This window comes from Desulfurococcaceae archaeon MEX13E-LK6-19 (assembly GCA_029637525.1).
In the GTDB taxonomy this organism is placed as follows: domain Archaea; phylum Thermoproteota; class Thermoprotei_A; order Sulfolobales; family Desulfurococcaceae; genus MEX13ELK6-19.
Genome location: CP072660.1, coordinates 1021470 through 1044901, shown reverse-complemented (window position 1 = coordinate 1044901; position 23432 = coordinate 1021470). Strand labels below are relative to the sequence as shown.

Sequence of the window (23432 nt, the reverse complement as noted above, 5' to 3'; positions counted from 1 at the left end):
GTTTTAGAAAATAGTATTCATTAGCCTAGAACTAGTGTTATTGAGTTAATTCTTTTACCAACTTGGCTATTCTCGATACTCCTTCTTCTATTAGCTCTGGGTTTGCCATTGAGAAGTTCATTCTTATAACATTCTTGCCGCTTCCATCGGTGAAGAATGGTGTTGCCGGTATTACTGCCACATTGTACTTGTCTAGTAGTTTATCAGCAAACTCCCATGCATCCAGTTTCTCGGGCAGCCATAGTAGTATAAACATTCCTGCCACTGGTTTCGTGTGCTTGAGTCCCGGGAGATACTTGTCGAGCATTTCTAGCATGATGTCTCTCTTCTTCTTGTAGGCCTCGATTGCTTTCTTCTTGATCTCAGGGAACAATCCTCTCTTCAGTACCTCTGTCACAAGGTACTGGCTTGGCACAGGAGCACACATGTCCATTGGCTGCTTGGAGTACCTTATTTTCTCTATGATCTCTTGCGGTGCTTCAAGCCAGCCTATTCTCAAGCCTGTCCCAAGTACTTTACTGAAGCTACCAGCATATATTACACGATCTTCTTTGTCTAGTGAACGCAAAGGCTTCACATCAATAGGCTCGTATACCAAGTGGTTGTAAGCAGTATCCTCTACAACTAGTACATCGTATTTAGAGGCTATTTCGAGGAGATGCTTTCTTCTATCCATACTCATCGTTATGCCGCTGGGGTTTTGTCCTGTGGGTATAGTGTAGACGAGTTTTACTTTCCTACCAGTCTCCTTGAGCTTCTTCAGTGTCTCCTCTAGTTTCTCAGTGATCATACCGTTGTCGTCCATAGGTACACCAACTATCTTAACACCATAGTGGCTCCAACACAACAAGGTGTTAACGTAGCTCGGGTTCTCGGTAACCACAATGTCTCCGGGCTCAAGCATTATACGTGCAACAATATCGAGAGCCTGGCTACCACCAATAGTCACTACTATTCTATCCATACTCGTGTCAACACTCTCATACTCCTTCATGAACTTCGCTATTTCTTCACGAAGCTCGATAATACCTTCACTAGGAGAATAATTAACGATCTTTCTGACCTTTAAGAAGATCTCGCTCGACAACTTAGCATAGAGATCCCTAGGCAACACGTCTGGATCAGGCTCACCTGCAGCAAAAGAGATAACCTGTGTGGTACGTGACTTAATCGCTATCTTCGACACGGCTTCTCTGATCGGTGAGGGATTCATATAGTTTACACGGCTAGCAAAGAATTTATAGAAATCAGGGCGAGCCAACTCCATAGCACCCTAGTAAACAGGATTTAGACTACACATATACACTATAATGCAAGCAAGTATTAAAATAATGCTAATAGATAGTAGAACACGATGATGAAGGCGTCCTATGCGGACAAGGTGAAGAAGACAATCGGTGCTGATTAACGTAATAATTGAATCATTATTAATTATTAATATTGATCACTTTTGTCTAATTACTGATAAGGTGACTATACAATGAAGATAGAATAGCTAAAATTAGTTCTTTTATTATTTAATTTGTCTGGATAAGTGTTTAGGTGCTGTTTAATGGGTATTAGGCTTGGTTTTATTGTTAATCCTATTGCTGGTATGGGGGGTCGTGTAGGGCTTAAGGGTACTGATGGTGAGGCATATAGGATTGCTTTGAAGAAGGGTGCTAAACCTGTTTCTCCAGAGAGAGCACGTGTGTTTCTTGAGAGTCTAACGCTGGATGATATAGCTTTGTATGTTGCGCCTGGGCCTATGGGCTGGGATATTGTGTCGAAGACTAGGCATAGAGATAAAGTGGTAGAGGTTGTCGGGAGTATAACTGGTAGCGAGACTTCTGCTGAGGATACTAAGAGGATCTCTAGGGAAATGCTTGACAAGGGTATTGACCTACTTGTTTTTGTTGGTGGTGATGGTACTGCTCGTGATGTAATGGATGCTATTGACCAAAAGATTCCTGTCCTGGGCGTCCCTAGTGGTGTTAAAGTATATAGTGGTGTTTTTGCTGTCAATCCTGTCGCTGCCGCCAAGATAGTTGAGGCTTTTGCACGTGGTGAAGCCACTGTTGTAGAGGAGGAAGTACTTGATATTGATGAAGAGGCTTTTAGAAGAGATGAACTACGAATAAGACTATATGGTTACATGAAGACACCTGTCGTAAGGGATCTAGTTCAACCAGGTAAACAGCCCAGCATTGATACTGCTGACGAGGAAGACAACAAGAAGGCGATAGCAAGAGCTATTGTAGAGGAAATGGAGCCGGATACATTGTATATTCTTGGCCCTGGGACGACGGTTAAAGCAATAGCTGACGTGCTTGGAGTCGAGAAAACTGTACTTGGAGTAGATGCTGTATACAACGGTAAACTCGTTGGAAAAGACCTTGATGAAAAAAGCATCCTTAAGCTTTTAGACGAGTATCCCAAGGCAAAAATAATTGTGACACCAATAGGTGGCCAGGGATTCATATTTGGTAGAGGAAACCAACAGATCTCTCCAGAAGTAATCAAACGAATCGGGGGTAAAAAGAATATCATTGTTGTGGCTACCCGCAGGAAACTCCAGAACCTAAAGGTTCTCCGTGTAGATACTGGAGATCCTGTTGTCGACAATATGTTAAGGAGTTACATCCGTGTGGTAGTCGATTACAATAACATAGTTATGATGAAAGTAGTATGAAATGAAACATAGTTATACGTTTTCTTAAGATATTTTTGTAATAAAAAAGATCTGAAATTAAGAAAAGATCTAATGACCTTCTTCAGCGTGTTTCTTAATATGTTCGGCGTATTGTTCTGGAGTCATAAGTTCATCGTATTCTTTGGGGTCACTGGGCTCTATAATCAGGATCCATCCTTCACCATAGGGGTCTGTGTTCAGTAACTCCGGCTGATCAAGAAGTTTCTCGTTTACTTCAACTACTTTACCGGAGACAGCAGCGTATAGATCTGCTGTAGCCTTGATTGACTCGATCACACCTATGACTTCTCCTTTCTTAACCTCTTTCCCGACTTCAGGTAACTCAATACCTACAATATCCTTGAGCTCTTTTTGAGCGTAATCAGTTATTCCTTCACGAATCTTGCCGTCCTCGAGTTTAGCCCATTCATCTGTTTTTGTGTATTTACGATCGGTTTTGATGATATACTTCTTTTTCTTAACTTCAACGACTATCTCGGACACATACATCACCCCCAAGGACACGGGGACACATAGTTAATTTTATCATTGTAAAAATTTATTTGTTATTTAACAACTGGCCTGCCTGGAACCAATGGGAAGTCTACTATTTTCGCTTCATACCTCTTATTCCTGATCTGTACTTCTACGGTCTCTCCGAAGACCGCATACGGTGCTTCAATGTATGCCTGTGCCACACCTCTCTTAAGGTATGGCGAGTATGTTCCACTTGTTATCCAGCCTACTTCAACGTCATCGATATAGATCTTATACCCTGTTCTCGGGACAACTCTACCGTCTTTCTTTCTGAACCTCAATCCTACCCTGATCCATTTAACGCCTTCTCTACGATATGCTCTTAACGCTTCTTCTCCCGCGAAACCGTGTTTATGCCAGTCTATAGCTCCTAGTCCGTACCTGAGCGAGATCGCGTTGGGGAATCTTGTTGGGTCTTCACCGTACTCGTGTTCTCCTAGTACGAAACCCATTTCTATCCTCAAAGTGTCTCTAGCTATTGTACCAACGGGTTTTGCTCCTGCCTCCAAGAGCTTCTCGTATATCCTTATCATTGCTGGGGGTTCCGCCCAGATCTCGAAGCCGTCTTCACCAGTCCATCCGCTCCTGCTTATCAAGAATATTTTCTCGCCAGCGAAAACTGTGTTGTAACGGAACTCGAGTGTGTGTAGGTCGTTGAATTCTTTTGCTCCAACTTTTTCGAAGACCTCTTCTACCTTGGGCCCCTGAATAGCTATCATAGCGAGGTTAAACGTTAGATCCTCTACTTCGACTTTCAGCTTCTTCTCCTCGATAACCTTCTTGAAGTAATTTATCATCTTCTCCCTATAGGGGGCATTGGCTACTACAAGCCACTCCTCATCACTGATCTTGTAGAGCATTTCATCGTCTTTAACACGAGCCCATTGATTGAGAGCTAGTGTTGGACCACTCATCCATCCTTCCTTGACTTTCTTCATGTCTTTCGTGTAAAGATACTGTATAAGCTCCATTACATCAGGTCCACGGAACCTTATTCTACCCATATGACTTACATCAAATATTCCCACATCAGTTCTAACGATCATATGTTCTTCAATAGCACTCTTATAGAGCATTGGTACTTCCCAGCCGCCAAACTCGCCCATGGTAGCTCCAAGTTTCTCTACATGAAAATCATACAAGAGGGTTTTACGAGCCATTGTGTCGGTCACCTGATAGCTTGAGGTACAAGTGCATGAGAGAACTTCCTTATCTCTGGCTGACAATACTATAGTTATCTGCAGAGAAATTAAATGTATTCTATAATACTAGCTTGTCTAAGTGTTTTATCTAGGGATCTTGAGATAAAGCGATACACCTTTTTGCTTCGCCAATATAAGAATACATTTGTAAGTATACGCGGGGGTCCTTATCCTTGGTTAAACATCCCTGGTTACCCAATTCTCCCGATGAAATCAAGAAGAAGATGCTGGAGACTATTGGTGTTAAAGATGTCTCGGAGCTTTTCAGTGACATACCCGAGGAGGCGAGGATAAAAGTTGACTGGAATAAACTAGAGATAGGTTTCGGAAGACCTTTATCCGAGATCGAGGTCAAGAGGAAGATTGAGGAGTATTTGGATAAAAACAAGATCTTCAAGAATCCCCCGCCATTCCTCGGAGGCGGGGCGTGGCCTCACTATGTACCAGCTGTCGTGAGATATATTATAACACGTGGAGAGTTCATGACCACTTACACACCGTACCAACCCGAGATCGCGTATGGTCTTATGCAAGCATTGTTTGAATACCAGAGCATGATAGCCGAGCTCCTCGATATGGAGGTAGTCAACGCCTCAATGTATGATTGGGCTAGTGCTGCTGCTGAAGCATTCCTCATGTCATTCCGTGTAAATCGTGGTAAAGAGAAAGTAATTGTTCCATCAACTATGAATCCCTTCCACGAGAAAGTAATCAACTCCTACCTATGGCCCCATGGCTACAAGATTGAGAAAGTGAAACATGACCCGGAAACAGGGCTAATGGATCTAGAGGATTTGAAGAACAAGCTAAGCGACAAAAAGGCTGCAGCCGTATACATTGAGAACCCCAGCTTCCTCGGGTTCATAGAGGAGAACGCGAAGGACATAGGTGAGATAGCTCATGATGCTGGTGCACTGTATATTATTGGAGTAGACCCGATGAGCCTTGGTGTCCTCGAGTCACCGGGTAAACTTGGTGCAGATATAGCTGTTGGCGAAGGACAGCCGCTTGGCCTGGGCCTTAACTTCGGCGGACCATACCTAGGTATTTTCGCGACAAAATGGAACATGAAGTTTATAAGACAAATGCCCGGTAGGATCATGGGTCTCACGACCACGAAAACAGGTGACCAAAGAGCCTTCGCGATGATACTACAGACTAGAGAACAACACATCCGTAGAGAAAAAGCTACATCAAACATTTGTACCAACGAGGCACTATGTGCTGTAGCAGCAGCTGTCTACATGGCTTTACTCGGCAAGGAAGGATTCAAGAAGATAGGAGAGCTAATACTATACAGGTCGCATTATGCCGCAAAGAAGCTCAATGAAATAACGGGCGTTAAAGCACCGAGATTCAAGTCAGAGTTCTTCAAGGAGTTCGTAGTGGACTTCAATGAAGCAGGAGTAGACTACAAGACAATACACGAAGAACTACTCAAGAGGGGGATACATGGAGGACTGTATCTCAAGCCATACTATCCTGAGCTCGGTGAATCAGCTCTCTATTGTGTAACTGAAGTTCATACAAAACAAGACATTGATTTCTTGGTTGAATCGATCAAGGAGATCCTTGGGAGGTGAGTAATATGGCGTGGAGACAGGCAAAATGGCCTGAGCCCATAATATACGAGCTTGGTGCTCCTGGTAGAATAGGATTCCTTGTACCTGAAATTGAGGAGGAAATAAAGAAGTATGTTGGTGAGATAAAGCTTCCCGACAAGATAAAAAGATCCAGTCCTCCTGAACTACCCGAGCTCAGCGAAGTAGAGGTGTTAAGACACTTCGTTAACTTGACACAAATGACTTATGGTGTTGATAACGGTCCTGTACCACTCGGCTCTTGTACTATGAAGTATAACCCGAAGATAGCTATGGAAGCCGCGTTTGATCCAAGAGTCACTATGTTGCATCCACTACAAGACGAGCGAACAGTACAAGGACTCCTCGAGATGATGTATCTTCTAGAACGATGGCTAGCCAATATCGTTGGAATGGATGCATGTACACTACATCCAGCAGCAGGTGCACATGGTGAACTAGCAGGCGTATTAATAATAAGGAAGTACCATGAGCTAAAAGGACAGATCGACAAGAAAAAGGAGATAATAATACCCGACTCCGCACACGGCACAAACCCTGCTAGCTCAAGCATGGCCGGCTTCAAAGTAATAGAAGTGAAGAGTGATGAACGAGGCAACGTGGACATTGAAGCACTTAAAGCAGCTGTATCGGAAGCCACAGCAGGACTCATGATCACCAACCCGAGTACTCTTGGCATGTTCGAGGAGAACATCGTAGAGATAGCAAAGATCATACATGAAGTAGACGGACTACTCTATTACGATGGAGCGAACCTCAACGGCATAATGGGCTATACAAGACCAGGCGACATGGGCTTCGATATAGCCCACATAAACATACACAAGACATTCTCATCACCCCACGGCGGAGGCGGTCCTGGAGCAGGCCCTGTTTGTGTAAAAGACCGTATAGTAGACCCTGACAAGGGAATCAAGTTATCAGACCTCTTGCCAGGACCAAGAGTAGTCTACGATGAGAAAGAGAAGAAGTACAAACTCAAGTGGCCTGGCCCATACAGCGTTGGTATGCTGAAAGCATTCTTCGGCAACGTCATACCTCTTGTATGGGGCTTCACATACATAATGGCAATGGGTCCACAGGGACTCAAAGAAGCAACAGAACAAGCAGTAATCAACACCAATTACTTCAAGAAGCTAATGGAGGGAGTTAAAGGCTACACACTATACTATGGCCCAGAGAGATGGAGGAAACACGAGATCGTATACAGCGCAAAGCCTCTGGCTGACGAAACAGGAGTCAACGCCGAAGACGTGGCTAAAGGCCTACTAGACGCAGGATTCTATGCACCAACAATATACTTCCCACTAATAGTACCAGAAGCACTAATGATAGAATTCACCGACACAGAGACAAAAGAAAACATCGAGAGATACGCTGAAAGACTAAAAGAGATCGCTAGAATAGCCTATGAGAACCCCGAGGAACCAAAGAAGTGGCCTAAGAACACAGCTGTAGGAAGAATAGATGCAGTAAAAGCAAACCACCCACGCCACGTCACACCTACTTGGAGAGTCTACAGACTTAGAAAAGAAGGAAAACTAGGACTACTAAAGTAAAGCATTAACAAATATTTTTTAATATATAAATATCAACAGTTTATATAATACAAAAAAGAACTTAAGAGACTTCTATTTACTGTAAAAATTATGACCGATTATCCTTTCGTATGTATCTTAAGGACAAGCATATACTTTCTATAAGCCGCTAATACAAGTAATCCTAAAGTGTATACTGTCAACGATACCAATATAGGGTTTAGTCTTATGCCCCATGGCGTGTAGTTTAGTATAAGCCCAATTAATGGGACTACTGCTAATGATAACCCTATGGATAACGCTAGTCTCTCCAATGGAGATAGCTCTCTTTCACCAGGGTACAATGCCTCTATCAGGGCCATCCCGGGTAGGTAGAGAACCATTATTGATCCTAGGATATATCTCAAGTAGAGGATAAACGGGTTTATCCATGAGAAGTAGACTGTGAACAAGGTTAATCCGAGGACTATAATTGAGAACCAGAACCATAAGCTGTGGTCAAGTCTTAGGAGATACTCTATGAAGTCCCTGGGTGGGTTAGGGTCGTATATCTCGATCTTTCCTTCAGCCCATTCCCTATAGATTTTCTCGATAGCTTTACGTCTATCCATGCCTCTTCTAACGTATTTGGCTACAAGTTCCTCTATTGTTGTAACACTGTTTTTCTTCATGTGACAGGCGCCTCCAGTACATCTACATATAAGTGTACCCATCTACCTGAGTAAACCCATGCATCTTTATCGGGGTCATAAAGCCATAACTCAAAGATTAATGCTATCTTTTTCCCAGGTCTATCAACAGTGATAGTTACCTTGAAGGTAGTGTTCTCATTATGATCGAGAAAGCCTTTCCACTCCATTACAGGGGGTTCCGGAGACGAAGTATTCTGTGTAGGCAGTGTCTCGTTAGTACCGATCTTATACACGACTTTGTAGTAAATAGGATAGCCCATATAGTTATGGACAAATATACATAATGTAATATTCTCGCCAGCAACAACAATTTCTGGATAATCACCTATTTTACACTCCTCATTAAGGAGACCAATAGCAGTAAATGGTTCCACGACACTAGGGCGAAGTACTTGGGCTATACCAAACACACTTCCTACAACAATAATAGCCATAATGACGGCAAATACCTCCTCGTCAAGAATCATTTCTTTACCACCCATTTCCTCTTAAGCTTATACCACATATCGAGGTAGATACGTGGTAAGAACAAGTATGTTAAGACAGGTATTGAGGCAAGACAGACAACTGTCATTGCCTTCGTGAAATCTCTCCAGAATACAATAGATGGAGCCTGTTCTTCAAGTCTCCTCGCATCCTCAAGCACTTCATCAATAAGTTTTTCCGCCTCATCATAATGTTGTTCATCAATAAGCTTTTGTGCCTCATTAAGCTTGTCTATAAGGTTTTTCACATCAATACCCATTCTACCGAGCTTATAAACGATCTTATAAGCCTCTACAATCTTGTTATCTATTGTAGTAGTTTCTTCACCATAAGTAATTATGGTGCCAATAGTAAGTGCCGTAAGCACAAATATTATCAGGACAATACGTGTTCTGTTAAACACTGTTTATCGCCTCTCTAGCTTCGTCTTAATATGTATAGTAACTACTATCAATGCATACAAAATCACGATTGCAAGTAGTATTGTAGTTATATTAACCCATAGCAGTAGATACTCATAAACTCTACTTACATGCCTTGTTCCTATCTGTATTTTACTGAATAATTCAATTAAATCACTGGTGCCAACACCATGCTTGAAAAGAGAAACCCTAACATAAGCCATAATCTTTTTGCCACCAAAATACACAGGCACTTCGTATACGCTGTAAGCTAGTGTTATTTTCTCCCCCGTAACACTTCTCAAGAGCATGAAAACAACTACTGTATTGTTCAAATAAACACTCCATTCATCTTCTATAATGTATCTTTGAAAAGTTAAACAAACACTCCAACTATGGAACCTGCTCGGTGTCTCGGCAACTTCTATGTACCCTGTATAGATGTCGTTCTTATATCTGACAATGATTTCCTTTACAAGACTAGAACCGAGTGCTCTGATTAGTGTTGGCCTATCTATTTCTTCAAGAACTATTGCCCCTGTCCCATTAAACACTATTTTCGTAGCATTCATGAACAATTCCTGGAATTCCAGAACAAACGTGTTCTCACTACCATTAATATTGGTTGAATATAAACTAGCGTACAATCCGGTAAATATGCTTGTTATAATGAGTAACGAAAACAATACTCCTCCTATTTCTTTGGGATTAAATTGCTCTTCTTTAATCCCATTGACAAATATTGTTTCCTTGTTCCCAAAAACATTACTTATACCGAGAATCTTATGTGCTAAAAGAACAACTACTACCACTGCAATAGCGCTATAAATTATCGATGGTACTGTATGGAAGAAGGACATGGCGGCTTCATAACTCCAGTACTTCGTAATTAGTACAACAAGTGTAACACGAATTATGTTCCCAATATAAACGACTATTATACCAACGGTTATACAACCTATCATACCAAGTATTTTCCTATAATCATATTTCTTGCTTTTTACAAGAAAATAGGCAAGCATTATTACTAGCGATAGTATCGACAACAAACTTATTATACCACTACATACGCCTGCAATTTCAAACAACCTAGCGTTACCGCTAGAGTCTATTACTTTTAAGAAAACCTGCTGGCCAACACCATCCTTAACGAGCTCAGAGCCAGTTAGAAATGAGACAACAGATGCAACATGCTGCGAAAGATACAATGCGATTTCATCAATAATACTCCTAGGTATAGGTATAAGGAAAACTAAAGCAAGCAAGGGCAAGCCCATTACACGAAAATCTCTAGGACTAAAAATTATTGCCGAAAACCCCCATACTAAGAAGATAATCGAAGCAATTTTGAATTCTAGAATATACTTATTCGTTATATAGGAAAACATGAGCAATACATAAGAAAGTACAATGAGCACAGATGCAACCAATACTCTACCAAAATGAATTCTCTTCACACCACTTACATTACATGATTCCATGATAGCTATCAATAGCACTATGAAGGATATTACGGCAAGATAGCTATACTCATTTGTTTCAAGCAATAAGAAGTAAGCAAGTATTGCATCTTTATATATTAATTCGATAAAAGAAGCTATGATACCCACCAATGTGACAAGTATTATAAAACCCCTAGTATTGCATCCTGGGCACATGCTTTGATACAACACTATCAGCCGGCAGCTATTTCTGTAATAACCCTAGTTAGTTCACTGTAAGGCATTACCCTAGGTGGAATATAGGTATAACCATTCATGACCAGTAGCTCCTTAAGTATACTATTATGTAATGCCGATGGATTTCCATGAATTATAGTAAACAACAATGGTGGCAACAATCTTTTCTCAGAAAGAATTCTAAGCAACTTCTTTGAAAACATTATTGTATACTGCCTAATAGTTTCAATAATTAAGCTCTTATCCTTAAAAGTCAAGAGCTTGTAGATATTATCGAGACTATATTCTCTGCCAAAACTCTCATATTCATAAAACAACTTAACTAGTCCTTCTTCGTAGACTCTTGTAAAGAAAGCAAGTATTTGTAAAGGAGAACCCCTGACGTAGAGTATTTCATTCGAGGGAGCAATAACTACTAATGATAATTCAGCATTAACGTTTCTGGTAAGCATTCCAACTATAAACGATAATGTCGTATAAGTTATTGTATCAAGTTCTCTGCTATTTGATGAAAGCAAGTCTGTTATAACGAGGATCCTGTTGCCTCCACTACCTCCGCTATGCCCACTATACTCCTTTACATAGAGTTTTAGTTTACTAACAGTTTTCTTCCAGTGAATATCACGTGGAGAATCCCCACTTAAAAACTCACGAGCACCCATGTATTCCCCACGACGATACTTTCTTGCACCGGTTAGGCTTCCCCGTTCTCTTGCAATAATCCTAGCAACTATCTTGCCCAAATAACCTTCCTCAGAAATTTCCTCACCTATCTCGCCCTCGCCTTCACCATATCCCCCTCCAAAAACACCTCTTATAGTGTAAACCTTTATTTCAATAGGAAAACCGGCTTCGATAAGTATTTCTTTAAGAACAGTCCTGATCTTTTCTATAGCGATTTTCGTGTATGGAGCAACATTTACCTCGCCCTCAATAACACCAACAAGCCTAGATGTAAACCCATCTAGATCGATAGCATATATTCTAAATCTATAGGGCATTACACCAAGTCTCTTAGCCTGTAAAGGTATTTCTAGACGTACAACCCCTTGTACAATTCGCTCAGCAATCACCTCTTCACCACTAACCACATGAATAAAGGCATTAACAGTAGACTCAATAAGTATAACTATGGAAGATTTTCCTGTCAAAGCAATAGTTTTAGGTGCATATACAACCTTATATGATATGTTTCTTAGACGACTATAATTTACAGTAACCAATGTAATTATATATACATACATTACAATATAGTACAGCGATACTATTGGCCGGAGAAATATTACTGGAAGATACATGGAACTAATTGTTATCATTGAACGTGCAAGTGGGCCAAAGAACCCCGCGGGCTTAATTGCAGGTTTAACTATGGACTTAACGTTTACTGGGAAAACAAGAATGAATGGTATTGTAGACAATAGCGAGTACAAGTCTTTACCCGATATATAAAGGGATAAAGCTGTGAGACAAAGTAGTCCTGCATAATACCTCTTCTTATGTACCAAGATAAATGTTGTACCAATAAATAGTATGGGTAACATGTCGCCATAATATAGAGTGACAACTATGGACACAATCAACAAGTATATCATGGAGGCAATGAATATTCTGTATTTACGCATGTCTTCTCCTAGCATAAACACCAACACCAGTCACAGCTATCAAGAATCCAGCCAGCAAGTAATCTGAGCCAAGGAAAGTGGTGTATTTGTTAACATGGAACTTCAAGTAATCCATAGGCCCTAATTTTAGCTCAGATAAATCCAGACAAGTATCTTCTTGACCGATGAGCTCCTTAGTAAACAGTGTATTGTTTTCTAATACTATAATAGAATTGGTGACAATGTCTTTATCAGCGATCACTATAATTCTTCCTTTACCGCTGGCTGCTTCTACTCCAAGATATTTCTGCCCAATAGGCTCGCCTACAGTGTAATAACCATTACCATCCATATCAACATAGGAATAACTTGATGAATAAAGTATTACTCGCTTATTAGTTAAATCACTTATCTCTATGAAACCAGGCTTATACAGGATAACGTAGCCATGATAACTATCTATACTATATCTTGCCTTAACATGGAATCTGTCATCCTCTTTAAAAACCTCATCCAACACAGTCTTGTTAACAATAGTAATCCCAAGCCCTAATTTACTAAACAAATTATTAGTATAACCGGCGTCATCAAAAACTATTAGGGTACCTCCCTTGGCTACAAAGTTTTCGTATATATTTATTTTGTCTTCATCAAGAGGTTTTTCAGCAACCACTATGAGAACTTTACATCCAATATCATCTGTATTAACAATATTAGGTTTAACTCCAATATCGTTAACAAATACAGATAAACCATCACCATAAGTATTATAGGGGCTAAAGCTTGTAGTAGTTGGTACATAAGTGATGATAGACATTGTTATTGCTGCAATAAGCACTATTATAAGCATTATTGTTACTTTACTCACCCAGGGCATTTTCCACCCTCTTCACGAGCTCTTCAATAACATGTTTATCGGGTTTCTTGATAGAGTATAGATCTTTTTCTACAAGCAATGTGAGCTTTCCGAATACCTCACGTGCATCTTCTGGGAGTTTTTCTCTACTTCTTTTATAATACTCTCTAAGCGTTTCATGGGGCAATGGTTTTGGTAGTACTCTCGAAAGCTTACCAACAAGTTTCCAGTAGATACTGGCCGCCCAAGACTTTCTTATTTTAACCACAAGATACTCGATCGCTCTTGCCTTAATACTTTTGACCCCAAGTTTACCTGAGGTACGGGTCATTGTTAGGGCTCTTTGTGTTTTTCCTATAAAAAACCTGTATATCGCGGTTATATCTCCTGGAGTCTCTATAAACATGAGGGCAAGCATTATAGCTGATAAGATCACTAAACTAGCGATGTTCACAACAATAACTTTAGCCTCAACAACCAATGGATCATAACGAGGATCTTCAGGAACTACTTTGAAAACCACATCATATACCGATATTAGAAATGTGTATGGAAGAGATATTTTTGCAGAAAAACTATATGGAACACTGTCGTTGTAGACGATATCATTACCTACGGAAACAACAAGCTTTATACTACCTAAATCACCATTATCGTATACTATCCCCTTAACTACATAGCTAATAAATGGCTGTATACATACTCTACTATACTTAATAACGCCATCAATCTTTTTTCCAACAACCGCCAATGCAGCAGTATGAGTTAAACCAACATACTTACCCGTAGGATCACTCTTAAATACAAGCGTATGATATCCTTTACCGAGGACGTAGTATGGTAATGTGTAGCTTGTTATACCTTTTCTGACCGTAATTCTAGTTATTTTTACTCCATCAAGTATTATTGATACATTAACTGGGCATTCAATACCAGAGAATATTTTTATAGTAGTGTTTTCTCCGTAATAGACAAGCTGTGGCACAATAAACATTATCTGTGGCTCATACAATGTGATTGTTAAATTAAACACGTTTTTACCTACAATGATGCTTTCATTACCAATATTCTTTAAACAATAAATAACACCATAAACATCAACATAATAATCTCCATGACTAGGGCCCTGTTCTATCGGTATACTCTTATCAATAATCTCCTTTGCATCAAGTAGTCTAAGAACAATATTGAATTCAGTAGTATTTACAATAGAAAACTCATATTCCTCAAGATACCAGTATTCATACCATAGTCTTAACATGAGCGTATAATTTGTTATACCAGCGGACTCATTGATTGAAACTATCTGTACAGGAATAATAAGTTTAGATCCTGCAGGTAATTGTCTTGGTATATAGCCTATTTTTATATCAACATATTCTGTTTCAATCACTCTACTAATCTTATTAATGTACTCAATTATATCATAAATTCTTTCGTCAAGGATATTCAGTAAATTGTATGTTTTTGTACTTAAGAGCTTGGTATAATATGTACGTTGTGTTGTGTTAACGTACTTCAATAGTCTTGAAACATAATCATCTAGGTCGGTTTCAAGTCTTAATTTATCGCCATAAAGCTTTATAGTGTATTTTTTAAGTTCTGTAATACTTTCATTCAATTCCTGACTGGTATAGTTTTGAAGCCAAAGCTTGTTTATTTTATCCATAAGTTTGTTTATTATAATTAAGTCGTTAACGATCTTGTCTAACTTTTCATAAATAGTTTTATGAAGATATGCTATATCATATGGTACTTCGGCTAACTTTACATCATTTATAATGTTTTTAGCTTCATTATATTTCTCGGATATTATTAAGTCGATTACTTTTGTAAAAATTTCTGCAAGTATTGCACCATCAAAACTTGATTCTTGAGAATCTAGTATCGCTAAACCTTGCCCAACAATAATCATTATAGTTGCCAGTACAGCAATAATCTTTGTTGAAGACATTGCTTTTTATTACCTCTTCTACACTGTCGCAAGGATCTCCATTATCCTGTAGACCACTATAACCATAAATAAAATGAACAAACCTATATTTAACCCTTGAAAGTACTTTGTGGTTTTACCAAGCAATGGATCTAATACTGCATACAATACATAATACACAAGTATAGTTAAAGCAATATAAACATCAAATCTATTTTCACCAACAAGAACAAGAGCAATATTACTTAAGACTACAAATAAAGCAAACACAAGCATAAATACTTCTACTCTTCTCACTACAATACCACCCTTATTTTTGCAGTATACGTATCACCTTCAATAGATCGACTCTCCATATAGAGGCTTTTCTTCATTAATTGAGCTAGAATGGTTAGTACAACAACATCTATAGGTGATAAGGGCTCGTATAGTACTTCCAAAAGCTTTTTATCAACACCTTCAAGACTTAAGTCAAGCAGATCCTTAGTACGGGTAATTGATACTCTTGTACATAGACCATAGGTTTCTATCAAGAGAGATTTGACACGAGACTCTAATTCTATAGGGTCAGTAATGGGTTCTTCAACCGCTTCTGCGTAGATATTAGGGAGTTTGAAAACATAAGATGGAGCGCCATTTACGATCATTATACCTGGAGTAATTTCTTTGCCAATGCCGCTAAATGATTTAAGTTGTGTCAGTACCATGTAGTATTCATTTGATTCTTTAATAAATAGTATTTTAGGCAAAATATTAATTAGACGTAGATCCTCTAGTGTCTTCAACACAAAACCTGATATTATCCTATAATAATCTTTGAGAAAAACAGCCGTTGGTTCTCCATGTGATAAGCCCACTGCGACAGATACTGCGCCCACAATGCCTATAGACCCTGCTATACCAATCAACTGTGTTGAGTATGTTAACCATCCGTATACCGCCATTACTATTGCTACAGCTATAATGTTTATTCCAGCAAGCACAAACCTAATATCCAAGGCTTATTACCCACCCGTAAACAACTCTGGTAATGTAATCGGCGATGACTGGTTGTATGTAATAACCTCTATGAAACATCATAAGCTTGATAACGCTTACTACAAACACATAGGGTATAAAGACAGGATATATACTATAGTATAGTGCTATGATCGCTACTCCAAGAAGTTTATCTAAAACACTTCTTCCACAAAATATATTGACCCACATAGCCTCCAATACTGGTCCTAGTAAAAAGAATGTATAAAACTGTAGTCCAAGGAGTGCTACCAAAAAGAGCTCGACAAGCATGATAGCTAATATGATCCTCGATTGAATACTCAATTTTCTCATAACATTATCATCAGGTCTAACCATTACCGTAAACAATAATGCTGAAAGAACAGTAATACTGATTAACCCAGTATTGTTTGTAACCAATATTAAGGCATAATATATTGTATAAGATAATGGAATAACCCATAACGGAGGATTTAGTTCAAGTTTCTTATGATAACCTATAATATATGTATTGAATAGTATTATAAGGAATATTACCGACAAAACCAAATTAATGGAATTATTTGTTGACAAGAAGCATGATACAAGAAACAATATAGTAAATATTTTAGATACAATACTTAGTGTTAACTTCACTCTTTAGGCACCTTTACACTATTAAGTGCCTCATCAACAATATCTTCAGGGGTAAGTCCCTCAGCCTCGGCCTCCGGACTTAGTAAAATCCTATGCGCAAGAACTACTTTAGCAAACTTCTTTATGTCATCGGGTATAACATAGTCTCTTTTCTCAATCAATGCATACGATCGTACTATACGATACAAGCTTATCGATGCACGGTGACTTAATCCCGTTGCAACATCCTTATGTCTACGGATATAGGTTATTAAATCGACAATATATTTCACGATCCTCTCGTCAACATGAATGTTTTGCTTAATAAACTTGATGAGCTCACGAACTTTATCTATATTGGTAACAGGGTTAAGGTTAATAGCATCTAGTTCATCAGATTTGCTAACGATTAAGTATTCTTCTTCAGGGGGATTATATGTTGTCTTTAATCTCACCATAAATCTATCAACAAGTGTTAAAGTTAGAGGATATGTACCACGACTTATTGTTTCAGGAATTTCTGTAGCTATCAACATAAAGGGTTTAGGTAATTCGTAGTCTATTCCATCGATGGTAACATATCCTTCTTGCATTGCCTCAAGTAATGCTGCTTGAGAGCGTGTTGGTGTACGGTTAAGCTCGTCGAAGAAGACAATGTGTGCAAATATAGGTCCTTTTATTAGTTCTCCACGTTTCCCTTCAAGAGAATAGACATGGAACCCTGTTATATCACTAGGTAGTATGTCTGGATTGCCTTGTATTCTCCTAAATTCACCTCCAATTACACGCGCTATACTTTTAGCAAGAAGAGTTTTAGCTGCTCCTGGAGGACCTTCAATAAGTACATGTCCTTCACTAAGTAGAGCTGATATTGATACAATTATTTCCCAATCTTTACCTACAATTACTTTCTTTATTTCTTTAATCATAGATGATGCAAGTTCGTATGCCTCATCAAAATCCATGATCTTACTGCACCCAAGTTAATACTTCTGATCGGAATACATCACTGTAGTACTATAGATAGACTAAATCCTTAATAAAGGAATAAATAGTTATCGTGAAAAAGCTACTCACGTTTTTTCTCGAGTGCACTTATTCTTTCCTGAAGCGTTTCAATCTTACTGGTAAGTCTCCACTCCATTCTCTTTAAATAAACCGATAGTATAGCTATCAATAGGCTCTGAAAACCTGCAAGAGTCATTATTAATGCAATCAATCCTTTCACATAATATTTTATGCCATGGAATAAATAATAGTATGCTACATAGCCTCCTAGTAAAAGCCCTGGTACAAGTATAATTGCGCCAGCTGAAAATAATACAAATGCTGGATTATATCTCCACGCCAATCTAATCATATCAATACCGATTCTTATACCATCAAGGATCCTAAGTTTCTTTTCACCAACTCTTCTCCTATAGGATATAGGGTGTTCTATTATTTTCCCTGTAGTCGATGCTATATGGGCAGCTATCTCTGATTCTATACTGAATCCTTTTGTTTCAAACATTGCTGAGGCGAGTTTTTCTTTTCTTATAATGTAAAGACCTGAAAGCACATCTCTTAGTTTTGTGCCAAAGAGAATGTTAAACAGTTTAGTCAAAACATAGTTACCCAACCTATTGATTAGGGGTATGTTTTTCCTGCCATAAATCCTAGCTCCTATAACTTCATCCCAGCCACCGTTTTCAGCTACATGTAGAAGATCTTTAATGTGTTTAGCCGGGTAGGTATAGTCTCCATCAATAACTGCAACATAAGGTGTTTTAACATACTTTAAACCTGTTCTTATAGCATCTCCTTTGCCATGACCTTCTTGATAGATTACCTTTACACCCTTACTCTTGGCTATCTCAACGGTTTTATCGGTACTATGCCCGTCTACAACAATAATGTTTTCTTTAGAAAAGCCCTCCGCAATGAGTTCATCTATAACTTTTCCTATACCTTCTTCTTCATTGTATGTTGGTACAATTACTGTTACTTTCTTATTAAGTTCTTCATCCATATTGACCCCCGGTACAGCATCGTCTATAGTAGTGATTACCACTGTACTTGTACCTATTACTAAGGTCGTTTAAGAGGCATTACACATATAGTATTTATGTATTTTTCATAATATAAATTAACTAGCGGTCTTAGCTTTTTTAAAGTACAGTTTCCCCTTAGCTAGAAAGTAGTCTTTAGTACAAGGATAGTCAGCATAAAGATCTGTTGTGGACATTATTACCGCACCACCCTGCTTTATAACGTATTCACGGAAAAGATCTAGAATTATACCCGCATTTACGTCATCTAAATTAGATAGAGGTTCGTCCGCCACTATAAGTAAAGGTTTCTTCGCAAGGGCTCTAGCTATGGCAACTCTTTGTCTTTCCCCGCCACTAAGAGATCTAGGATGATAGTCCTTCTTATGTATGATGCCAAGTTTATTAAGGATTTCATTAACAATTTTTGTAGCGTCTTTCTTATTAATGCCAAGCGTATACAACGGTAATAGTATGTTCTCTTCGACACTTAACATCTCTAAAAGACCGAGTTCTTGAGGTATATAACCAATGTATTTTAATCTTAATAAGGCAAGAGTACTATTACTTAATGACTTCGTGTTCTTCCCTAAAAATATTACATTACCTTTATCAGGACGTGTTACCAAAGCTATGATTTTTAATAAAGTTGTCTTTCCTACACCGCTTATCCCACGTATACAAATAAAGTCTCCATCATTGATAGTTAAAGAAACATTTTCTAGAACAAGCTCGCCGGCAACACTCTTACATACGCCCTCAAGTCTCATTAGCTCTCTTCTGTGCTTAGCTACGCTATCCAATGTACATATTCACCATCGAACTATCGTATACTCTGTTTGTATCCTTTTCTAATATTTCAATACATTGTTTACTTAAACTAAATATCATTAATGCTTGCACTATGCCTTTAGAATAGTTCTCTCTATATAGTATATATAATGTGTTATCTTCGGCCACGCCATCAACAACAAGCCTGATCAACGGTGTGGGATACACATTGATTTCAAAGTATTTGAATAAATAGTCTATCTTAGCATCACCAGTTATACTCATATTCCCAACATATTCTTTAACATAGAGACCAGCGTAGAACTCGGCTTTGTTGTAAAGCCAGTAAAACGATACAGTATCATTACGCGATACAATCAAGGACATCACTGATATTCCCGATAAAACCGCTAGGAATACAAGTACAACCCCCAGTATCCTCTGAAATAATGTACTAGCAGTATTGAACAATCGGGATGAAACAAAACCAATTGATATAGCAAGTGGGAAATCCATAAAGTCTATGACTCTATGTATTGCGCTTGCACCCAGTGGGTTATCCGCAAATAACAAATACGCTATAATGGAAAAGCACCCCATAGTCCATGCAATCAAAAATACGATCAATTTGCTTTTCTCGATAAAACATTGTCTGTAGGTATACCAAAACGCAATTGGCACAATAATGTATGGTATGCTATAGTACAATACGCTTTGCCCTAGAGATGGTATTCCAGGAGCAGGGGAATACGTTGAAGCATATACTACAACAGCAAAAACTATAACTACTATAAAGAGCGGCTTGTATGGAATCGTAAATCGTGTACTGGATTGCCCGTTATTTGGTGCTTTTCCAAACAAGACAATAGGCATAGTAAATAGTATTGTATAGAGAAATAATGTCAGTATGTCTCTAGGCGTAGCTGCTATCCGGAAAACACCTGGGCCTATCACTAAGTGATGTATTATAGCGAATACGAAAACAAAAAGCAACGGGTAAACGCTGGTTTTCAGCTTGATATTTGTTTTCACACTGCTAAGACTTGCCACTAGTAATGTTGTCAATATAATGTATATATACATGAAAGTAGTTAGATGATGAGATAAAACAAGAGTTAAAGAAGCTAGCAATGATACTAGTACTTCTGCCTTCCTCCACACTGGTTTTAGAGCTAAATAAATAAGCATTACAAACAATGGGTGTGCAAACCCCTCCTTGGTAGCTGCACTTGTAAACACTATCAATGGGGGTATGACGGCCAACGCCAGTGCTGAAAATATTGCTTCTCTGGAACCATTGTACCTACTTACTAGGAGAACTATAAAGATCATGGAAAGAACATTTACTGTAGGTACAAGTAAAGGCATTAGTATTATTGGTTTGATCTCGGTAACTATTGATGCTGTAGATGAAAACAATATTACTCCGGGCCAATGGTTATTATAGCCATCATAATATGTGTCATTAAAGATATGGTTTGTAGGTGATCTAATTAATTTCTCCGACAAGCATATTAAAGGCCATGAGTCCGTGGAAAACGGTGTAGAATAAATTATTACTGGTATTAACCTTACCATGATAGCTATTATTAATGCTAAAAACAATAGATTCCTCGGCTTCATCTCTCAGTATCAACCCTCGATAGGATGATACCGGATGAGAATAATATTATACTTGCACATATAATTAATAAAATCAGTACATTATCTATGACTGGTTTTACGGTATATCCGAATAGTATCGGTACATTAATAGTATTCACCATATTTAATCCAAAGAGAATCCCTATGAGTGTACCACAAACAATGACTGGTAGTAAAAACAGTATTGTTATTGTCTTAAGGAATCTTGTATGTATACCCTGAACATATAGTTCGAAGAATACCCTTCGTTTCATTACAGTAACGAGTTTTCCTAGAACAAACATACTGTAGTTTGCAATAACTAGAACAGCTATAGAGACTGCATAAAATACATCCGAGGAAAGACCCATTCGCCTTAGATACATGTTTACTATGTATTGTTCATTGGCAACCATTATATTCATTCTAGCTTGTACTCCAACAATCTTCTCTAAGACATATATAGGCATACTTGCACGGGTTTGTGGTCTTTCTATAAACTCAGGACTCGTAATGTTTCCAATATTAAGTGATTCGAGTATTTTTTCTTCAGTAGTAACATTTTTGTCGTATACTATCTTAACTATGGTGGCAGAGTACTCTCCGACACCACGTAGTATTCTAGCAATTGGCATCGGAGCTAAGATCTCGTCGTCGTAAATACTGTTTGTACTATATATTCCAGCTACAAGGAGACACATAGGGCTTTTACTGAAGAAAGATGAGACATTAACTTTATCACCTATTGATACTCCTAGGTACTTTGCTGCATTGAATCCAACCCATATACAATACAGGCAATCAAGATCTATTTGTCTACCGTCAATAACCTTTATATTAACAGTTTTAATGAAGCCTTCATCAACTCCACGCATTATAACAGGTTTATCGTTAACAAGTACTGGAACCAAAAGCTCTGACGAAACTATTCTCACACCAGTGGCATTAGTGAGCGCGTTGAATCTTCTAGTGTCAAACACGCCTGTGAATGGTGTTGTTGAAGGGGAAGTGAATATTATTGTACTATCTTGTCTCGGACCAACAATTACATCAGCTAATATTTCTTGAAAACTATTAATAGTGAAGTACATTATGGAGCAAACAAAAGAAGAAATAATAGCAACTATGAATACCAAGGCAAATACGCTCTTCCCAATGATCTTCATATGCATTTTAGCTAGATTGAATCTCCTCAACATGTTGCCTCCAGATAGTTCTCCACAGAACAATCGGCGCAATCAGGGAAGGTATAAACGCTATAAAGAACAAAAACAACAAGTCATTTATTGTTAAAAATGGTCTAAAAGGAACAATTATACCATAGAATCTAAGCATAAATGTAGCTATTTGTGAAACAACCAAGCCTAGTGATGAACCCAAAAGCCAGCCCAGGATGCCTGTAAAGAATGATGACAGTATATAGTATGAGAAAAGATTGTGTTCGGTAAATCCTTGTAAGTACATATCTCTGATGAACTCTCCTAAACTCAAACCGAGCTTATGTATACTTATTGTTACTGAAACAAACGCTGTAATCATGAAGAGTATTACTAGATAGTACACAATATTCTTTATTTCATTATTAAGCCCTATCAGTGTTTTCAAGAATATATCTGTTCTATTGATACACCATTCTATTCTCCATGTACTCGGGGAATGTGTTTTATTAACGCAATCTCTCGAAATAATCATTAGATCTAGCTGGCTTCTACTATAATGAATCGCTACGACATGTAACGCCATCTTTTTTCCGTTCCCATAAATAATATCGAGATAGTCTCCAACATTAATATTGTATTCACGTGATAACATACTCCCTATCGAAACATTAAGACCGCCAATAAGCTCGGGGTTCCCCCGGAATCTTACACCATTATCTTCAAGTACAGATATCTCGCGTAAACATATCATCAATAAGCTGATATTCTTTTCTCCAAACCTAACTGTAACATTGTATAGTGTGTAGAAGCCATTAACCATGTTACAGGTTTTTTCCTCGCCGATTACAATATGCTTCCTCATGTAATCAGCTTCCATAGTAACATAATTTGCTGTAGATAGCATAGCTGCGGATATTGAAACATAGAGGATAACTACAATTAAAAGAGCCAGTGCTTCGTGAAATCGTGTAATAGTTCTTAACACTATCCATAACATGGTTTTTATCATATTCATCAATCCGAAGTTATTATGTTGG

The 23432-nt window shown here is 38.4% G+C and carries 22 protein-coding genes; 3 read left to right on the top strand and 19 right to left on the bottom strand.

Annotation, left to right across the window (positions count from 1 at the left end):
* Positions 1-37 precede the first annotated feature (37 nt).
* Complete coding sequence (locus J4526_05735; protein WFO74585.1) at positions 38-1267, bottom strand: PLP-dependent aminotransferase family protein; 1230 nt, start codon at positions 1265-1267, stop codon at positions 38-40.
* 285 nt (positions 1268-1552) lie between these two features.
* Here J4526_05735 and J4526_05730 point away from each other — a divergent pair, with 285 nt between their 5' ends.
* Positions 1553-2671 (top strand): ATP-NAD kinase family protein, encoded by a 1119-nt coding sequence (locus J4526_05730; protein ID WFO74584.1) that lies wholly within the window; start codon positions 1553-1555, stop codon positions 2669-2671.
* Between the two features lie 69 nt (positions 2672-2740).
* Here the strand turns inward: J4526_05730 and gcvH are convergent, their stop codons facing one another.
* Together gcvH and gcvT are read right to left on the bottom strand one after the other, a co-directional pair.
* On the bottom strand, positions 2741-3181 hold the full coding sequence (gcvH, locus tag J4526_05725; GenBank protein ID WFO74583.1) for a glycine cleavage system protein GcvH: 441 nt from the start codon (positions 3179-3181) through the stop codon (positions 2741-2743).
* Between the two features lie 56 nt (positions 3182-3237).
* Positions 3238-4368, bottom strand: a complete 1131-nt coding sequence (gcvT, locus tag J4526_05720) for a glycine cleavage system aminomethyltransferase GcvT (protein ID WFO74582.1) — start codon at positions 4366-4368, stop codon at positions 3238-3240.
* Positions 4369-4583: 215 nt separating this feature from the next.
* Here gcvT and gcvPA point away from each other — a divergent pair, with 215 nt between their 5' ends.
* Together gcvPA and gcvPB are read left to right on the top strand one after the other, a co-directional pair.
* Positions 4584-5993 (top strand): aminomethyl-transferring glycine dehydrogenase subunit GcvPA, encoded by a 1410-nt coding sequence (gene gcvPA / locus J4526_05715; GenBank protein WFO74581.1) that lies wholly within the window; start codon positions 4584-4586, stop codon positions 5991-5993.
* A 5-nt stretch (positions 5994-5998) separates the two neighbouring features.
* The gene (gene gcvPB / locus J4526_05710) at positions 5999-7570 is read left to right on the top strand and encodes an aminomethyl-transferring glycine dehydrogenase subunit GcvPB (protein WFO74580.1); all 1572 of its coding nucleotides are present in this window, start codon (positions 5999-6001) and stop codon (positions 7568-7570) included.
* A 98-nt stretch (positions 7571-7668) separates the two neighbouring features.
* Here the strand turns inward: gcvPB and J4526_05705 are convergent, their stop codons facing one another.
* From J4526_05705 to J4526_05630, 16 genes are all read right to left on the bottom strand, one after another.
* On the bottom strand, positions 7669-8220 hold the full coding sequence (locus J4526_05705; GenBank protein ID WFO74579.1) for a DUF1616 domain-containing protein: 552 nt from the start codon (positions 8218-8220) through the stop codon (positions 7669-7671).
* Complete coding sequence (locus tag J4526_05700) at positions 8217-8708, bottom strand: DUF1616 domain-containing protein (GenBank protein ID WFO74578.1); 492 nt, start codon at positions 8706-8708, stop codon at positions 8217-8219. The genes J4526_05705 and J4526_05700 overlap by 4 nt, the downstream gene beginning before the upstream one ends.
* A complete protein-coding gene (locus tag J4526_05695; protein ID WFO74577.1) occupies positions 8705-9130 on the bottom strand; it encodes a hypothetical protein in 426 nt (141 codons plus the stop codon). The genes J4526_05700 and J4526_05695 overlap by 4 nt, the downstream gene beginning before the upstream one ends.
* Positions 9131-9133: 3 nt before the next feature.
* Entirely contained in the window at positions 9134-10798 is a 1665-nt protein-coding gene (locus J4526_05690) for an exosortase/archaeosortase family protein (protein WFO74576.1), read from the bottom strand.
* Positions 10799-10803: 5 nt separating this feature from the next.
* A complete protein-coding gene (locus tag J4526_05685; protein WFO74575.1) occupies positions 10804-12444 on the bottom strand; it encodes a DUF58 domain-containing protein in 1641 nt (546 codons plus the stop codon).
* Positions 12422-13285: a hypothetical protein gene (locus tag J4526_05680; GenBank protein WFO74574.1), complete on the bottom strand. Its 864-nt coding sequence runs from the start codon at positions 13283-13285 to the stop codon at positions 12422-12424. The genes J4526_05685 and J4526_05680 overlap by 23 nt, the downstream gene beginning before the upstream one ends.
* Positions 13269-15218, bottom strand: a complete 1950-nt coding sequence (locus J4526_05675; protein ID WFO74573.1) for a hypothetical protein — start codon at positions 15216-15218, stop codon at positions 13269-13271. Before J4526_05675 ends, J4526_05680 begins: the two co-directional genes overlap by 17 nt.
* 18 nt (positions 15219-15236) lie before the next feature.
* Positions 15237-15494 carry a hypothetical protein gene (locus J4526_05670; protein ID WFO74572.1) on the bottom strand — a complete coding sequence of 86 codons (258 nt, stop codon included), beginning with the start codon at positions 15492-15494 and terminating at the stop codon, positions 15237-15239.
* Complete coding sequence (locus J4526_05665) at positions 15494-16195, bottom strand: hypothetical protein (GenBank protein ID WFO74571.1); 702 nt, start codon at positions 16193-16195, stop codon at positions 15494-15496. The genes J4526_05670 and J4526_05665 overlap by 1 nt, the downstream gene beginning before the upstream one ends.
* Entirely contained in the window at positions 16185-16832 is a 648-nt protein-coding gene (locus tag J4526_05660) for a hypothetical protein (protein WFO74570.1), read from the bottom strand. The genes J4526_05665 and J4526_05660 overlap by 11 nt, the downstream gene beginning before the upstream one ends.
* Positions 16829-17776, bottom strand: coding sequence for a MoxR family ATPase (locus J4526_05655; GenBank protein WFO74569.1), 948 nt, complete (start codon positions 17774-17776; stop codon positions 16829-16831). Before J4526_05655 ends, J4526_05660 begins: the two co-directional genes overlap by 4 nt.
* Positions 17777-17880: 104 nt before the next feature.
* On the bottom strand, positions 17881-18822 hold the full coding sequence (locus J4526_05650) for a glycosyltransferase (GenBank protein WFO76349.1): 942 nt from the start codon (positions 18820-18822) through the stop codon (positions 17881-17883).
* Positions 18823-18939: 117 nt separating this feature from the next.
* Complete coding sequence (locus tag J4526_05645; protein ID WFO74568.1) at positions 18940-19644, bottom strand: ATP-binding cassette domain-containing protein; 705 nt, start codon at positions 19642-19644, stop codon at positions 18940-18942.
* Positions 19637-21235 carry a hypothetical protein gene (locus J4526_05640; GenBank protein ID WFO74567.1) on the bottom strand — a complete coding sequence of 533 codons (1599 nt, stop codon included), beginning with the start codon at positions 21233-21235 and terminating at the stop codon, positions 19637-19639. Before J4526_05640 ends, J4526_05645 begins: the two co-directional genes overlap by 8 nt.
* Entirely contained in the window at positions 21232-22434 is a 1203-nt protein-coding gene (locus J4526_05635; GenBank protein WFO74566.1) for a hypothetical protein, read from the bottom strand. Before J4526_05635 ends, J4526_05640 begins: the two co-directional genes overlap by 4 nt.
* Positions 22409-23404 carry a hypothetical protein gene (locus tag J4526_05630; GenBank protein WFO74565.1) on the bottom strand — a complete coding sequence of 332 codons (996 nt, stop codon included), beginning with the start codon at positions 23402-23404 and terminating at the stop codon, positions 22409-22411. The genes J4526_05635 and J4526_05630 overlap by 26 nt, the downstream gene beginning before the upstream one ends.
* Between the last annotated feature and the right edge of the window lie 28 nt (positions 23405-23432).

Coding starts and splice junctions, on each gene's coding strand:
- gcvH (WFO74583.1), bottom strand. CDS start 3,181: ATGTATGTGTCCGAGATAGTCGTTGAAGTTAAGAAAAAGAAGTATATC.
- J4526_05655 (WFO74569.1), bottom strand. CDS start 17,776: ATGGATTTTGATGAGGCATACGAACTTGCATCATCTATGATTAAAGAA.
- J4526_05735 (WFO74585.1), bottom strand. CDS start 1,267: ATGGAGTTGGCTCGCCCTGATTTCTATAAATTCTTTGCTAGCCGTGTA.
- J4526_05635 (WFO74566.1), bottom strand. CDS start 22,434: ATGTTGAGGAGATTCAATCTAGCTAAAATGCATATGAAGATCATTGGG.
- J4526_05640 (WFO74567.1), bottom strand. CDS start 21,235: ATGAAGCCGAGGAATCTATTGTTTTTAGCATTAATAATAGCTATCATG.
- J4526_05630 (WFO74565.1), bottom strand. CDS start 23,404: ATGATAAAAACCATGTTATGGATAGTGTTAAGAACTATTACACGATTT.
- J4526_05650 (WFO76349.1), bottom strand. CDS start 18,822: ATGGATGAAGAACTTAATAAGAAAGTAACAGTAATTGTACCAACATAC.
- gcvPB (WFO74580.1), top strand. CDS start 5,999: ATGGCGTGGAGACAGGCAAAATGGCCTGAGCCCATAATATACGAGCTT.
- J4526_05705 (WFO74579.1), bottom strand. CDS start 8,220: ATGAAGAAAAACAGTGTTACAACAATAGAGGAACTTGTAGCCAAATAC.
- J4526_05700 (WFO74578.1), bottom strand. CDS start 8,708: ATGATTCTTGACGAGGAGGTATTTGCCGTCATTATGGCTATTATTGTT.
- J4526_05685 (WFO74575.1), bottom strand. CDS start 12,444: ATGCTAGGAGAAGACATGCGTAAATACAGAATATTCATTGCCTCCATG.
- J4526_05680 (WFO74574.1), bottom strand. CDS start 13,285: ATGCCCTGGGTGAGTAAAGTAACAATAATGCTTATAATAGTGCTTATT.
- gcvT (WFO74582.1), bottom strand. CDS start 4,368: ATGGCTCGTAAAACCCTCTTGTATGATTTTCATGTAGAGAAACTTGGA.
- J4526_05730 (WFO74584.1), top strand. CDS start 1,553: ATGGGTATTAGGCTTGGTTTTATTGTTAATCCTATTGCTGGTATGGGG.
- J4526_05675 (WFO74573.1), bottom strand. CDS start 15,218: ATGTCTTCAACAAAGATTATTGCTGTACTGGCAACTATAATGATTATT.